General features: G+C 38.5%; 14 protein-coding genes. 13 read left to right on the forward strand and 1 reads right to left on the reverse strand.

All coding sequences use genetic code 11. From position 1 onward, the window contains the following. Positions 1-4: 4 nt before the first annotated feature. The 6 genes from CIB95_RS00955 to paaX all read left to right on the forward strand — a co-directional run bounded on the left by CIB95_RS00955 (position 5) and on the right by paaX (position 6,253). Positions 5-778: an enoyl-CoA hydratase-related protein gene (locus CIB95_RS00955; protein ID WP_094920639.1), complete on the forward strand. Its 774-nt coding sequence runs from the start codon at positions 5-7 to the stop codon at positions 776-778. Positions 779-797: 19 nt separating this feature from the next. Further along, the gene (locus CIB95_RS00960) at positions 798-2,315 is read left to right on the forward strand and encodes an aldehyde dehydrogenase family protein (protein ID WP_094920641.1); all 1,518 of its coding nucleotides are present in this window, start codon (positions 798-800) and stop codon (positions 2,313-2,315) included. 91 nt (positions 2,316-2,406) lie between these two features. Beyond that, positions 2,407-3,264: a 3-hydroxyacyl-CoA dehydrogenase gene (locus tag CIB95_RS00965; RefSeq protein WP_094920643.1), complete on the forward strand. Its 858-nt coding sequence runs from the start codon at positions 2,407-2,409 to the stop codon at positions 3,262-3,264. A gap of 14 nt (positions 3,265-3,278) precedes the next feature. Continuing rightward, positions 3,279-4,484, forward strand: a complete 1,206-nt coding sequence (locus CIB95_RS00970; protein ID WP_094920645.1) for a thiolase family protein — start codon at positions 3,279-3,281, stop codon at positions 4,482-4,484. A 51-nt stretch (positions 4,485-4,535) separates the two neighbouring features. Next, positions 4,536-5,321 carry an enoyl-CoA hydratase-related protein gene (locus CIB95_RS00975; protein ID WP_094920647.1) on the forward strand — a complete coding sequence of 262 codons (786 nt, stop codon included), beginning with the start codon at positions 4,536-4,538 and terminating at the stop codon, positions 5,319-5,321. 38 nt (positions 5,322-5,359) lie between these two features. Continuing rightward, complete coding sequence (gene paaX, locus CIB95_RS00980; RefSeq protein WP_233143871.1) at positions 5,360-6,253, forward strand: phenylacetic acid degradation operon negative regulatory protein PaaX; 894 nt, start codon at positions 5,360-5,362, stop codon at positions 6,251-6,253. 76 nt (positions 6,254-6,329) lie between these two features. Here the strand turns inward: paaX and CIB95_RS00985 are convergent, their stop codons facing one another. Then, positions 6,330-6,842, reverse strand: coding sequence for a gamma carbonic anhydrase family protein (locus CIB95_RS00985; protein WP_094920649.1), 513 nt, complete (start codon positions 6,840-6,842; stop codon positions 6,330-6,332). A 67-nt stretch (positions 6,843-6,909) separates the two neighbouring features. Here CIB95_RS00985 and CIB95_RS00990 point away from each other — a divergent pair, with 67 nt between their 5' ends. The 7 genes from CIB95_RS00990 (at position 6,910) to lpdA (ending at position 14,392) form a co-directional block, all read left to right on the forward strand. Next, a complete protein-coding gene (locus tag CIB95_RS00990; protein ID WP_094920652.1) occupies positions 6,910-7,860 on the forward strand; it encodes an NAD(P)H-dependent flavin oxidoreductase in 951 nt (316 codons plus the stop codon). A 117-nt stretch (positions 7,861-7,977) separates the two neighbouring features. Next, positions 7,978-8,370, forward strand: a complete 393-nt coding sequence (locus CIB95_RS00995; protein WP_094920654.1) for a thioesterase family protein — start codon at positions 7,978-7,980, stop codon at positions 8,368-8,370. 75 nt (positions 8,371-8,445) lie between these two features. Continuing rightward, on the forward strand, positions 8,446-9,552 hold the full coding sequence (locus tag CIB95_RS01000; RefSeq protein WP_094920657.1) for a Glu/Leu/Phe/Val dehydrogenase dimerization domain-containing protein: 1,107 nt from the start codon (positions 8,446-8,448) through the stop codon (positions 9,550-9,552). A gap of 68 nt (positions 9,553-9,620) precedes the next feature. Then, on the forward strand, positions 9,621-10,688 hold the full coding sequence (gene pdhA / locus CIB95_RS01005; RefSeq protein ID WP_094922092.1) for a pyruvate dehydrogenase (acetyl-transferring) E1 component subunit alpha: 1,068 nt from the start codon (positions 9,621-9,623) through the stop codon (positions 10,686-10,688). Beyond that, positions 10,688-11,686, forward strand: a complete 999-nt coding sequence (locus CIB95_RS01010; RefSeq protein WP_094920659.1) for an alpha-ketoacid dehydrogenase subunit beta — start codon at positions 10,688-10,690, stop codon at positions 11,684-11,686. The genes pdhA and CIB95_RS01010 overlap by 1 nt, the downstream gene beginning before the upstream one ends. Positions 11,687-11,709: 23 nt before the next feature. Continuing rightward, complete coding sequence (locus tag CIB95_RS01015; RefSeq protein ID WP_094920662.1) at positions 11,710-12,963, forward strand: dihydrolipoamide acetyltransferase family protein; 1,254 nt, start codon at positions 11,710-11,712, stop codon at positions 12,961-12,963. Position 12,964: 1 nt separating this feature from the next. Next, positions 12,965-14,392, forward strand: a complete 1,428-nt coding sequence (lpdA, locus tag CIB95_RS01020; protein WP_094920665.1) for a dihydrolipoyl dehydrogenase — start codon at positions 12,965-12,967, stop codon at positions 14,390-14,392. The last annotated feature ends 80 nt before the right edge of the window (positions 14,393-14,472 follow it).

Here is a 14,472-nt window from a genome sequence, read left to right on the forward strand (position 1 = left end):
AGCGATGTTTGAAACAATAAAATATGAAGTGAAAAACGGAGTAGCTTGGCTTACTTTAAACCGTCCTGATAAGCTTAATGCTTTTACAGAACAAATGAATACCGAAGTAGGTAAAGCAGTAAAGCAAGCAGCGAAAGATAAAGAAGTGCGCTGTCTAGTCATAGCCGGAGCAGGAAAAGCATTTTGTTCCGGGGAAGACTTAGGAAGCATTGGCGAGGAAACGAATCATGGGGAAATTCTTCGCAACCGTTACAATCCGATGATTATGACGCTTGCAAATTTTGAAAAGCCTATCGTTGCCGCCATTAATGGTGCAGCAGCAGGTGCTGGGATGAGTTTAGCGTTAGCGTGCGACTTCCGCATCGCCTCTGAAAAAGCTAGTTTCATAGAAGCATTTATTCATGTCGGATTAGTTCCTGACTCTGGTAATCTTTTTTACTTACCTCGGTTAGTAGGACATGCGAAAGCACTGGAGCTCGCAGTTTTAGGAGAAAAGATAAAAGCTGAACAAGCAAAAGAATTAGGGCTCGTTACAAAAGTTGTTCCAGCTGATTCATTAGAAGAAGAAACAGCAGCATTTGCGGAGCGATTGGCGACAATGCCAACGAAAGCAATTGGGTTAATTAAGCGTTACCTCCGTGAGAGCTGGGAAAGCTCACTTGATGAAATGCTTGAAAAAGAAGCTTATGCACAACGTACAGCTGGTCTAACGGAAGATCATCAAGAAGGTGTCAATGCCTTTTTAGAAAAGCGCAGACCACAATTTAAAGGAAACTAAAACTAGAGGAGTGTTAAAAATGGCAACAGTTAAAGAAGAAAAAATCGAACAGTTACCAATGAAGCGCGACCATTACGATATGATTATTAACGGTGAAAGAGTAGCAAGTAGTTCAGGTGAAACATTTACGACAGTTAACCCTGCAACTGGTGAAGTTGTTGCAACAATAGCTAAAGCAACGACTGAAGATGCAGAGCGTGCAGTCCAAGCAGCTCGCAATGCTTTTGATAACGGTAAGTGGAAACTATTCCCGGTTAATAAACGTTCTCGTACTTTAAATAAAATTGCGGCGATTATGCGTTCTCGTTTCAATGAATTAGTAGAGTTAGAAGTTTTAGATACAGGTAAATCTGTTCATGCAGCGCAAGGACAAGTAATGCAAGCAATCGAAGACTTTGAATTTTATGCTGGAGCAATTGTTGGACATGGCGGAGATGTAAACAATATGCCTGGTCAATTTATGAACTACACGCAAAAAGAACCTGTAGGTGTATGTGCACAAATTACACCTTGGAACTATCCATTAATGATGGCGGCTTGGAAAGTAGCCCCGGCAATTGCTGTTGGATGTTCAATCGTTCTTAAGCCAGCAAGTGTAACACCTTTAACGACGATCGTATTAACAGAAATTTGTCACGAAGCAGGCGTACCAGCTGGTGTCGTTAACGTTGTTCCAGGTCCTGGTGGTGTAATTGGAGATTACTTAGTAGAAAACCCACTTGTAGATAAAGTAGCATTTACAGGATCAACGCCAACTGGTAAAGATATTATGGCAAAAGCATCAGAGACTTTAAAACGCGTAACACTTGAGTTAGGTGGAAAGTCTCCAAGTATCATTTTTGATGATGCTGATTTAGATGCAGCTGTTGATGGTTCATTATTTGGTATTTTCTATAATACAGGGCAATCTTGTGAGGCACGCTCACGTTTATATGTTCATGAAGACATTTATGATGCTTTCATGGAAAAATTCGTTGAGAAAACGAAGAAATTAGTATTAGGAAATCCTTTCGATAAAGGAACACATGTTGGAGCAATTATTAGTCAAGCCCAACTTGATGTCATTGATGGCTATGTAAAATCTGCAATTGAAGAAGGTGCTACTGTCGTAACTGGTGGTAAAGTTGCTCAAATCGAAGGACATGAAAATGGATATTGGTATGAGCCAACAATCATCACAAATGTTACTCCTGAGATGAAGGTTGTAAAAGAGGAAATCTTCGGGCCAGTTGTCGTAGTAACAACATTCTCTGATGAAAAAGCTGTGTTAAAAGAAGCAAATGATACAATTTATGGTTTAGGTTCAGCAGTTTGGACGAAGGATCACGGTCGTGCGACACGTGTTGCTAACGGATTACAAGCAGGTATTGTTATGATCAACACACCATTCTCAGCATTCCCTGGAATGCCATTCGGTGGTTACAAACAATCAGGATTCGGACGTGAACTATGTGTTGAAACGCTAGATTTATATACTGAAACAAAGTCAGTACTTTCTTACTTTGGTAGTCGTCCAATTAATCCATTTGGAATCTAAGTGTACAAAGCAAACAAATAGCGAGCATTTCTTCTCTTCGAAGGGTGCTCGCCTTCTTTTGAAATAGTAGGTAATTAATGGAGGGCTTTATATGATTAATAATATCGTAGTTATCGGCTCCGGTGTCATGGGTAGAGGAATTGCCTATGTAAGTGCAGTCGGTGGATTTAACGTTCATTTAGTAGATATAAAAGAAGAGCAACTAAAAACAGCTGAAGCAGAGATAAATGCTATTTTTGATAAAGGGTTAAGCCGTGGAAAAATAAGTGAAAGTGATATGAAAGCTGCAAAAGAAAGGTTATCATACACAACAAACTTAGTTTCCGTTGTAGAAGAAGCAGATTTAGTAATTGAAGCGGTTCCAGAAAAAGTAGAAATTAAAAAAGCTGTGTTCGAACAAGTTGATGCACATGCAAAAGAAGGATGTCTTTTTGCAACAAACACATCGACAATGAGTCCAACAGAAATTGGTTCATTCACGAAAAGACCTGACCAAGTAATTGCAATGCATTTCTTTAATCCAGTTCATAAAATGCCTTTAGTAGAAATCGTTCGAGGTCTTGAGACGAGTGACGCTACTGCAGATGCAATTCGTCAAGTAGCTGAAAAAATGGGGAAAGAAACAGTCGTAGTTAACGAATTTCCTGGCTTCGTAACTAGCCGCATAAGTGCATTAGTTGGGAATGAAGCGTTTTACATGCTACAAGAAGGTGTTGGAACACCAGAAGAAATCGATAAAGCTATTAAACTAGGACTTAATTACCCAATGGGACCGTTTGAATTAGTAGATTTAGTTGGGCTTGATGCACGATTAAATAATTTGAAATATTTACAAGAAAAACTAGGTGACAAATATCGCCCTGCTCCACTTTTAGAAAAATACGTGAAAGCCGGTCGATTAGGTAGAAAAACAGGTAAAGGTGTTTACGATTACACAGACAAGAAATAAAGGAGTTTTTATATATGAGAGAAGTAGTTATAGTCGATGCAGTTCGTACACCGATTGGTCGCTATAAAGGTGGGCTAAAGACAGTCCGACCTGATGACTTAGGAGCTGTTGTCATTAAGGCATTAGTTGAGCGTAACCAAAATGTTCCGCCATCTGATATTGAAGAAGTTGTTTTCGGAAATGCAAACGGAGCAGGGGAAGACAATCGAAATGTAGCGAGAATGTCTGCACTACTTGCAGGGCTTCCTGTGGAAGTAGCGGGGACAACAATTAACCGTTTGTGTGGTTCAGGCTTAGATGCTGTTAATTATGCAGCTAGAGCAATTATGGCAAACGAAGGTGATATTTTCATCGCAGGTGGAACAGAAAGTATGACTCGTGCACCATACGTGATGGCAAAGCCTGAGGCTGATTTCCCTCGCGGAAATATGGAAATGTTCGATACGACGATTGGTTGGCGTTTTACGAATCAAAAACTTCATGATATGTACGGCTCAGACACGATGCCGAAAACAGCTGAAAATGTTGCTGAGCGTTTTAATATCTCACGTGAAGAACAAGATGCGTTTGCTTTTGAAAGTCAAATGAGAGCAAAAAAAGCGATGGAAGCAGGTCGTTTTAAAGAGGAAATCGTCCCGGTCGTAACTTATGATCGTAAAGGGAATGAACACATTGTTGATACGGATGAGCACCCTCGTCCTACTTCAACTCTAGAGAAGTTGGCATCTTTAAAGCCAATTTTCCCAGGTGGTACAATTACTGCTGGTAATGCATCTGGTGTAAATGATGGTGCGTCTGCATTATTAATGATGAGTGCTGAGAAAGCAAAGGAGCTTGGATTAAAGCCCCTTGCAAAATATAAAGCATCTGCTACAGCAGGACTTGAACCGGAAATTATGGGGATTGGTCCAATCTTTGCCTCTCAAAAAGCAATGAAACGTGCTGGTTTATCAAAAGATGACTTAGGTCTAGTAGAGTTAAATGAAGCCTTTGCATCGCAATCATTAGAGTGTATTAAACAGCTTGAACTTGATAAAGAGAAAGTAAATGTAAACGGTGGAGCAATTGCCTTTGGACATCCACTTGGAGCAAGTGGAGCAAGAATTTTAACTACTTTGATCCATGAAATGCAAAAGCGAGACGTGAAATATGGCTTAGCAACGATGTGTATCGGAGTTGGGCAAGGGATTGCTACGATTGTTGAGAAAATAGATCAGTAAAGTCAAGAAGTCATCTGAGGATGACTTTTTGCCTATACTTACAATTGGGAGATGAAGATGTTGAAAAATCTATTATTTGAAGTGAAAAACCATATCGGATATGTCACATTAAACCGTGAAGCAGCTTTTAACTGCTTCAACTATGAAACGTTAAAAGAACTTGGTGAATTAGTTGAAGAGATTAGTACAAATAAAGAGGTGCGTGTCGTTATTTTTACAGGTGCTGGTGAAAAGGCGTTTAGTGCTGGTGCAGATTTAAAAGAACGGCGTACATTAACAGACGCTCAAGTAAAACGTAACGTTAATAAAATTAGTGAGGTTTTCCATGCTGTTGCAAGTCTTCCACAACCAACTATTGCAGCGATTAATGGCGTCGCATTTGGTGGTGGGTTTGAACTGATGATTGCTTGTGATTTCCGTATCGCAATCAATGAAGCGAAAATGGGATTAACAGAAGTAAGTTGGGGCATCATCCCTGGAGCAGGTGGAACGCAACGTTTACCACGATTAATTGGAGAAGCAAAGGCAAAGGAATTGATTTTAACTGCACAACGTTTTGATGCTAATGAAGCATATGGTTTTGGACTATTAACAAAAGTAGTTGAACGTGAGCAACTAATGGCAACTGCGATTGAATTGGCAGAAAAAATGATGGCAAACGCCCCTATAGCATTGCAACAAGCTAAATATGCGATTAACTATGGTATGAGCGTCGATGTGCAAACTGGTCTTGCAATTGAAAGCAAAGCGTATGAAGTGACAATCCCAACGAAAGACCGAATGGAAGCGCTTGTTGCATTTGCGGAAAAGAGAAAACCTAACTTTAAAGGTGAATAATAAATTATAGTCCTCTTTGACAGACAAGGGTGAATTCGATGGACAAAAATTTCAATACAAGATCAATGATATTTACACTATATGGCGATTATATTCGTCATTACGGAAATGAGATTTGGATAGGGAGCTTAATTCGATTATTAAAGGAATTTGGCCATAATGAGCAATCTGTTCGTGCAGCTGTTTCAAGAATGGGGAAACAAGGATGGCTTCAAGCGCGGAAGAAAGGGAATAAAAGTTATTATTCTCTAACAGATCGAGGCAAAGTTCGAATGGAAGAGGCAGCAAACAGAATATTTAAGTTCCAACCAGAAAAGTGGGATGGAAATTGGCGTCTATTCATGTATACAATCCCTGAAGAAATACGTAGTATTCGTGACGAATTAAGGAAAGAGCTTGTTTGGAGTGGATTTGGTACGATGACAAATAGTTGTTGGGTATCGCCAAATAATTTAGATAAGCAAGTGTTCGATTTAATTGAGAAGTATGATATTAAACCATACGTAAACTTCTTTAAGGCGAATTACGAAGGTCCATTTGAAAGTCAGCAATTAGTTAAACAATGTTGGGACTTAACTGAAATAAATGACAAATATGAAGATTTCATTGCAACGTACAGCCAAAAATATGTGATTGATAAACATAAAATTGGAAAAGGTGAAATGTCTGATGCGGATTGTTTTGTTGAAAGAACAAAACTAGTCCATGAATATCGTAAATTTTTGTTTATTGACCCAGGGTTGCCTGAAGAGTTGTTACCAGAAAAGTGGTTAGGTGGTCATGCAGCAGGTTTGTTTAGTGACTATTATAAGGAACTCGCAGAACCAGCAAGTCGATTTTTTGAAGAAGTTTTTCAAGAAGGAAACGAACTTAAAAATAAAGCAAGAGAGTATGATGTTTTAGATCACCCATTGTTAATAAAAGAGGATTAATCGTATGCTTTTCATCTAATTAAAGAGGCATGGAATAATCAAGGAGCCGGACACCTCTCTATGAGGTGCCAGGCACTTATTTTATCGATTGTTTAAATTGTTTACCTTTTTCAACGTATGTATCAATTGTTAATCGAATTAATTCTCTATCTTTTTCAGTTAATTCACGAACAACATTTCCTGGAGAGCCTAATACGAGCGTATTCGGTGGAATTTTTTTGCCTGAAGGTATTAAAGTGTTTGCACCAATTAATGCCCCTTCTCCTATTTCAGCACCATCTAATATTGTCGAACCCATTCCGATTAATGCACCTTTTCGTATAGTGCAGCCATGAAGGATAACATTATGTCCAATCGAAACTTCGTCTTCTAGGACTAGTGGAAATTGTTCATATAAATGGCAAGTTGTATTATCTTGGATGTTACAACGCTTACCGATTTTAATGGGAGCTTCATCACCACGGATTACGGCATTAAACCAAATAGTTGAATCTTCACCGACGGAAACATCCCCTATAATATGGGCACCAGGTGCAACAAAAACACTTTTATCAACTTGTGGAAACTTATCTAAAAATGGATACAACACAATTATTACCTCCTAAAATTAGTAGATATAATTAGTATAACATTAGAGTTTGAAGTGAGGGAATGACATGAATAAGCTAATAGAAACGTTAAAGATAAAATACCCAATTATTCAAGGTGGGATGGGCAACATCAGCAACGCTCCATTAACTGCAGCTGTATCAGAAGCTGGTGGTCTAGGAACAATTGGCGCAGGAACAATGACACCAAAGGAAGTAGAAGAAATTGTATTAGAAACAAAAAAAAGAACGTCGAATCCATTTGCATTAAATATCCCTATTAATGTCACTCCTCATGTGAAGGAATTAGTAGAAATTGCAATAAAGCATGAGGTAAAAGTAGTTTCATTGTCAGCAGGAAATCCATCGCCAATAATTCCATCATTACATGACCATGGAATTAAGGTAATTGTTGTCGTTGGTGCTGTTAAACAAGCAAAAAAAGCAGAACAAGCTGGTGCTGATGTAATTGTTGCAGAAGGATATGAAGCGGCAGGGATCAATTCAACTTTCGAAACGACAACATTAACATTAATCCCACAAATTGTAGATGCTGTAGATGTCCCAGTAGTTGCCGCAGGTGGAATTGGTGATGGAAGAGGCTTAGCTGCAGTGTTGGCATTAGGTGCCCAAGGTGTACAAATGGGTACAAGATTTATAGCGACACAAGAAGCTCCGTTTCACAAACAATATAAAAATAGAGTTGTAGATGCGCATGATTCATCGACTATTATCGTTGGGCGAAAATATGGAAGAATTAGAAGGGTAATGAATACTGATTATGCCCAAAAACTATTAGAATGTGAACAAAAAGGTGTTACTTTAGAAGAATTTGCAAATATGACAAGTGAAGAGCAACATAAAATCGGTGCATTGTTAGGCGATGAACAACGTGGTTTTATGAATAGTGGACAAATTTCTGGGATGATATCTTCTGTTCCTTCGGTAGCACAGTTACTGCAAACGATGATGGATGACGCAAGAACAGTATTGAGTAATCTTAATAATTCCTTATCATAGGTTTAGCCTTTATTGACGCTCTATTTTCTACAATGATATGATGAGAATATGATTTTTACAATAATATGAGATTAATAGACTATCTTTTAAGACTATCTTAAATATGGGGGGATTTGTTTGAAAGAAGGGATGAAAATCGGCCAAACTGCAACGGTAACTGCTACCGTTACACCTGATATGTTTGCTCAGTTTGAAGGGAAAGTTGTCCATCCAGCGTATTCAACCGTATCTATGGTGTATCATATGGAATGGGCAGCAAGACAAATCATATTGCCCTACCTAGAAGACCATGAGGAAGGAATTGGTGGAGCAGTTTATGTTAAGCATATTGCCCCGTCACCGGAAGGGTCTAACATAACAGTATTAGCTACTTTAACAGAACTAAAAGATAATATTGTCATTACAAAAGTGGAAGCACATAATGAAAAAGAAATCATCGGTAAAGGGGAAGTAAAGCAAGTCATTTTACCGAAAGAAGTAATAGCTAAAAAACTTACAATGAATAAGTAAAACTATATTTTTTTGGCCTCTCTTGAAAGCGGTTTCTAATATAACATACTTAATTTTAATACAGGAGTGAAAACGATGTTACAATTCGAAAAGATTAAAGGGCATGAGCAAGTATTATTTTGTAATGATGAAGCAACTGGGTTAAAAGCCATTATAGCAATACATAACACAACTTTAGGACCTGCTTTAGGTGGTTGCCGTATGCGTCCTTACTCGACTGTAGATGAAGCTTTAGAGGATGTTCTCCGTCTGTCAAAAGGAATGACATATAAATGCGCTGCTGCTGATGTTGACTTTGGTGGTGGGAAATCCGTAATTATAGGAGACCCTTCAAAAGATCGCTCTCCAGAACTATTCCGTGCATTTGGTCAATTTGTAGAATCACTAAATGGTAGATTTTATACTGGAACAGATATGGGCACAACACCTGAAGATTTTGTTCATGCGTTAAAAGAAACAAATTGTATTGTTGGTGTACCTGAAGCATATGGGGGAAGTGGAGATTCTTCAGTACCTACAGCATTAGGTGTTCTATATGCAATCCAAGCAACAAACAAAGTAGTTTGGGGTAGTGACTCTTTAGCATCCAAGTCATATGCCATTCAAGGCCTTGGAAAAGTTGGATTTAAAGTTGCAGAGCGTCTTTTAGAAGAAGGCAATCATATTTATGTTACGGATATTAATGAAAAAGCATTAGATGCAATTTCATCACGTGCAAGTGATTTAGGTGGAAAAGTGACAGTTGTAAACGGTGATGAAATATATGGTGTAAATGCCGATGTATTCGTTCCTTGTGCATTAGGTGGAATTGTAAATGATAAATCAATTGCTGATTTTAAATTCAAAGCAGTAGTAGGATCAGCTAACAACCAATTGCTTGAAGAACGTCACGGAGAACTTTTACAGCAAAAAGGTATTTTATATGCTCCTGATTACATTGCAAATGGCGGAGGTCTCATCCAAGTTGCTGATGAGTTATACGGACCTAATAAAGAGCGAGTACTAACAAAAACAAAAGCAATCTATGATTCTTTATTAAGTGTATATGAGCAATCTGAAAATGACGGTATACCAACAGTAGAAGCAGCAAACCGTTTTTGTGAAAATAGAATTGAAATGCGAAAGCGCCGCAATAGCTTTTTCTCTCATAAGCAACGTCCAAAATGGGATGTTAGAAACTAAGGCAAGTTTATTATTTTAATGAATATATGTAATAAGGGTAAAAATTGGTGAGGGGTGAAGAGATGGAAATGGAAAAGCAATTTCCGAAAATTAGCGTAATCGACAATGATGGAAATTTAGTAGACGAGCAATATAAAGAACAATTAACAAAAGAGTTTGTTCAACAACTTTATACTCAAATTTTACGAGTACGTACGTTTGACCGCAAAGCGATATCTCTACAACGTCAAGGACGGTTAGGTACTTATGCTCCATTTGAAGGACAAGAAGCGGCACAAGTAGGTAGTGCGATGGCATTAGAGAAAGATGATTGGTTATTCCCAACATACCGTGATCATGCGGCAACAATGACGTTTGGCCACTCCTTACCAACAATATTCATTTATTGGAATGGTCGAGTGGAAGGATGCGTTCCACCAGAAGGGAAGAAAATTTTCCCACCAGCAGTACCAATTGCAACTCAATTACCACATGCAACAGGTGCAGCTTTAGCAGAAAAAAGAAGAGGAACAAAGAACGCTGCGATTTGTTATTTTGGTGATGGTGCGACATCGGAAGGTGACTTCCATGAAGGAATGAACTTTGCTAGTGTTTTCAAAGCGCCAGTCGTTTTCTTTAACCAAAACAATAGTTTTGCCATCTCTGTTCCAATAGAAAAGCAAATGAACTCAGAAACAATTGCTCAAAAATCAGTAGCATACGGCATTCCAGGTGTGCGCGTAGACGGTAACGATATATTCGCTGTTTATTTTGAAACGAAAAAAGCGTTAGATCGTGCTCGTGCAGGTGAAGGTCCAACACTTATTGAAGCAGTTACGTGGCGCTATGGTGCTCACACTACTGCTGATGATCCGACAAAATACCGTGATCAATCACTAAGTGAGAAAAAACGTAAAGAAAGTGATCCAGTTGTTCGTCTGCAACGCTTCATGCAAAAAGAAGGGTATTGGGAAGATGCATGGGCTACAGAAGTCCAAGAACAAATGAATGCTGAAATCGAAGAAGCAGTAAAAGAAATGGAAGCTTATAAAGCTCCAGATGTGAATGATATGTTTGATTACGTATTTGAAAAGCCAACTTGGACGATTGAAGAACAGAAAAAAGAAATTATCGGAACGAATAGAGGTGACGCATAATGTCTACGACGACAAAAACGAATAAATTAACGTTAGTTCAAGCTGTAACAGATGCTATGCGAGTGATGTTAAAGGAAAATGAAGAAGTTGTCGTGCTCGGAGAAGACGTAGGTAAAAACGGTGGTGTATTCCGTGCTACAGAAGGTCTACAAGAAGAGTTCGGAGAAGACCGAGTAATCGATACACCGCTAAGTGAAGCGGGAATTGCTGGTACGTCAATCGGTATGGCAATTAATGGCATGCGACCAATTGCAGAAATGCAGTTTTTAGGATTTATTTACCCTGCCTATGAACAAATTATGACTCATGCGTCACGTATTCGTATGCGTACAATGGGACGTTTTTCCGTACCTATGGTTATTCGTGCACCTTATGGAGCGGGGATTCGCGCGCCAGAAATCCATTCTGATAGTGTGGAAACGCTATTTACTCATATGCCTGGAATTAAAGTAGTATGTCCGTCAAGCCCATATGATGCAAAGGGACTTTTAATAGCAAGTATCGAAGACCCAGATCCAGTACTATTTATGGAGTCAATGAGATGTTATCGTTCTACTCGTGAGGATGTTCCTGAAGGAAAATACACTGTAGAAATTGGTAAGGCAAAGCGTCTTTCAGAAGGGGAAGACGTATCAATCTTTGCTTGGGGTGCAATGGTTCCAGTTGTCCAATCGGCAGCAGCAGATATGGAAAAAGAGCTAGGGATTACTTGCGATGTTATCGATTTACGAACTTTATATCCGTTAGATAAAGATATGATTGCTGAAACTGTGCAAAAAACTGGCCGTGCTGTCATTGTCCATGAAGCGCATGCAACTGGTGGTGTAAGTAATGATGTTGCCTCAATCATTAATGATACGTCATTCTTACATATGAGAGCACCTATTGAAAGAGTAACAGGTCCAGATGTACCAGTACCATTCTTTGCATTAGAAGAACACTATTTACCATCACCTGAACGTGTCAAAAAAGCGATTAAAAAAGTAGTTGAATTTTAAATTATATAGTTAGGAGGGGAATTATGGTCGAAGTAAAATTACATGATATTGGTGAAGGAATGACTGAAGGCGAAATTGTTCACTACTTAGTAAAAGTTGGCGAAACAGTCAAAGTCGATCAACCTTTAGTTGAAGTCTCAACAGATAAGATGACAGCTGAACTACCTTCACCCGTAGCTGGTATCGTTGAAGAAATATTAATCGAAACGGGTACGACAATTAATGTCGGAACAACAGTTTTGAAAATAAAAGCAGAAGGCGCAGCGCAAATAAAGGAAGCTCCTGCTGAGGAAGCAGATAAAACAAAAAAAGCTGAACCTGCAACACAGAAGCCTGCAGTAAGTAGTGAGACAGTTTCTACAAAACAACGCTCAAAACGAGTGCTTGCTTCTCCTTATACTCGTAAAATAGCCCGTGAAAATGGTATCGATATTGAACAAATTCAAGGAACTGGTGCTGCTGGTCGAGTAATGGACGAAGATGTGTATCGTTTCATGGAGAACGGACCTGACAGTAATGTGGAAGAAACGAAAGCTCCTGCACTAAAGGAAACAGTCGAAGAGGTAGCACCTAAAATTGAGGCAACTCCAGAAATGATTCCGTTTAGAGGGCGTCGTAAACAAATTGCTAAAAAGATGACACATTCATTGTTTACAATACCGCACGTAACGCACTTTGAAGAAATTGATATGACAGAGCTAATGGATTATCGAAAAGAGCTTAAAGAAATTGACGTTAGTATTTCTGTTGCCGCATTCTTCTTAAAAGCTTTAGCTATCGCTTTAAAAGATTTCCCTGTTTTCAATGCGAAACTTGATGAAGAAAATGAGCAAATTAAACTGGAAAAAGTGTACAATATCGGAATTGCAACTGACAGTGACGAGGGCTTAATTGTGCCTGTCGTACATCATGTTGATAAAAAGTCGTTGAAACAAATCCATGCTGAAATCAAGACATTAACGAAAAAAGCACAAGAAAATAAGCTGACGATGGATAATTTAACAGGTGGAACGTTTACTGTAAGTAATGTTGGTCCTTTGGGAAGCATCGGTGCTACACCGATTATTAACCATCCTGAAACTGGCTTAATCGCTTTCCATAAAACAAAGAAAATGCCAGTTGTTAATGCTAATGATGAAATTGTTATTCGTTCAATGATGAACTTATCGATGTCATTTGATCATCGTGTAGCAGATGGTGCTACAGCTGTAGCCTTTACAAATCGTTTTAAACAATTAATTGAAAACCCGAAATTATTAATGCTGGAGCTGGTCTAAAATGGTCGTAGGAGAAATTACACAAGAGAGAGATTTAATTATCATTGGCGGCGGTCCTGGAGGCTATAATGCAGCAATTCGTGCAGCTCAATTAGGTCTTGAGGTCACTCTAGTTGAAAAAGCAGACATCGGTGGTGTTTGCTTAAATAAAGGGTGCATTCCTTCGAAAGTGTATACGCATAGTGCAAGCAAGCTCGATGATATGAAAAATTTCAGCTCGCTTGGAATTGAAACTTCAAAACCAATGATGCATATCGACCAACTACAAGAATATAAAAATTCTGTTGTAGAAAATTTGCGTAAAGGTGTAGAAGCACTTTGCAAAGCAAACAAAGTTGAAGTATTATCTGGAACAGCATCATTTTTAACTGAAGATAAAATTGGTGTGGAAGAAGGGCATAACTTTGATGTTTATAAATTTAAACATGCGATAATTGCTACTGGTAGTACGCCAATTTCTCCAGAAAATATTTCGATTGATAATACTCGTGTCTTTAACAGTCATTCTATCTTTGACTTAAAAGAGATTCCTGAGCATCTAGTTGTTTATGGAAGTGATTACATTGCGTTAGAGATTGCAATGAGTTTTCACCACTTTGGTGCTAAAGTTTCTTTCGTGCTTGATGAACAGAAGGATTCTTTCGAATTTGATGATTCGATTAATCGTGAATTGCAACGAATATTAAAGAAAGCAAAAATCAAACTTTATAAAAAGCATGAACTTTTAGCACAATCAGTAACCGAAAGTGAGATCTCCTTAACTTTACATAATGATAAAGGAGATGAGGTATCTGTAACAGGAACACACCTTTTTGTCTCATATAAAAATCAACCCAATTTGAATTCGTTAGGTATCGATCGTCTTAAGATGGAAGTTAATGAAGACGGTTTTATCATAACGGATAATCAAGCAAGAACTTCCATTGGTAACATTTTTGCAATTGGAGATGTAACAGAAGGTAAGCAGCTAGCTGTAAAGGCAATTAAACAAGGAAAAGTAGCCGCTGAAGCGATTGCCGGGCAAACTCCTGAAGTAGATTTAACATTTATTCCAACTGTTGTTCATACGACACCGCCTATTGCAACTGTAGGACTTACTGAAGCAGAAGCAAAAGAGGCAGGACATAATGTTAAGGTAAGCCAGTTTTCGTTGTCAGGTAACGGCTATGCTACAATTTTAGGAAAGAAAGATGGCTTTGCTAAAATCGTTACTGACCAGGACACAGAAGTAATAGTTGGAGTCCATGTGATTGGTGCTGGAGCAGTCGAGTTAATTACGAGTGGTTCAATTGCACTAGAAATGGTCGCTAGAGAAGAGGATATGACTTTCCCATTATATCCTCATCCAAGTATCAATGAAGGCTTGTTAGAAGCTGTTGAAGCATTAAAAGGGCAAGCAATTCACTTACCACCTACAAAACAAAAATAATTGTTAAAGCCACCTAAACTTTTAGGTGGTTTTTTTTCGGTTCCCGAAGTAAAATATATTACAGAGTTTTATAAAGGGAG

It is taken from the genome of Lottiidibacillus patelloidae (assembly GCF_002262935.1).
Classification (GTDB): Bacteria; Bacillota; Bacilli; order Bacillales; family SA5d-4; genus Lottiidibacillus; species Lottiidibacillus patelloidae.

Bases quoted from the DNA above. Each gene is read 5' to 3' on its own strand.
- CIB95_RS01010 (WP_094920659.1), top strand. From the start codon at position 10,688: ATGTCTACGACGACAAAAACGAATAAATTAACGTTAGTTCAAGCTGTA.
- CIB95_RS00965 (WP_094920643.1), top strand. From the start codon at position 2,407: ATGATTAATAATATCGTAGTTATCGGCTCCGGTGTCATGGGTAGAGGA.
- CIB95_RS00960 (WP_094920641.1), top strand. From the start codon at position 798: ATGGCAACAGTTAAAGAAGAAAAAATCGAACAGTTACCAATGAAGCGC.
- lpdA (WP_094920665.1), top strand. From the start codon at position 12,965: ATGGTCGTAGGAGAAATTACACAAGAGAGAGATTTAATTATCATTGGC.
- CIB95_RS00970 (WP_094920645.1), top strand. From the start codon at position 3,279: ATGAGAGAAGTAGTTATAGTCGATGCAGTTCGTACACCGATTGGTCGC.
- CIB95_RS00955 (WP_094920639.1), top strand. From the start codon at position 5: ATGTTTGAAACAATAAAATATGAAGTGAAAAACGGAGTAGCTTGGCTT.
- pdhA (WP_094922092.1), top strand. From the start codon at position 9,621: ATGGAAAAGCAATTTCCGAAAATTAGCGTAATCGACAATGATGGAAAT.
- CIB95_RS00975 (WP_094920647.1), top strand. From the start codon at position 4,536: ATGAAGATGTTGAAAAATCTATTATTTGAAGTGAAAAACCATATCGGA.
- CIB95_RS01000 (WP_094920657.1), top strand. From the start codon at position 8,446: ATGTTACAATTCGAAAAGATTAAAGGGCATGAGCAAGTATTATTTTGT.
- CIB95_RS00990 (WP_094920652.1), top strand. From the start codon at position 6,910: ATGAATAAGCTAATAGAAACGTTAAAGATAAAATACCCAATTATTCAA.
- paaX (WP_233143871.1), top strand. From the start codon at position 5,360: ATGGACAAAAATTTCAATACAAGATCAATGATATTTACACTATATGGC.
- CIB95_RS01015 (WP_094920662.1), top strand. From the start codon at position 11,710: ATGGTCGAAGTAAAATTACATGATATTGGTGAAGGAATGACTGAAGGC.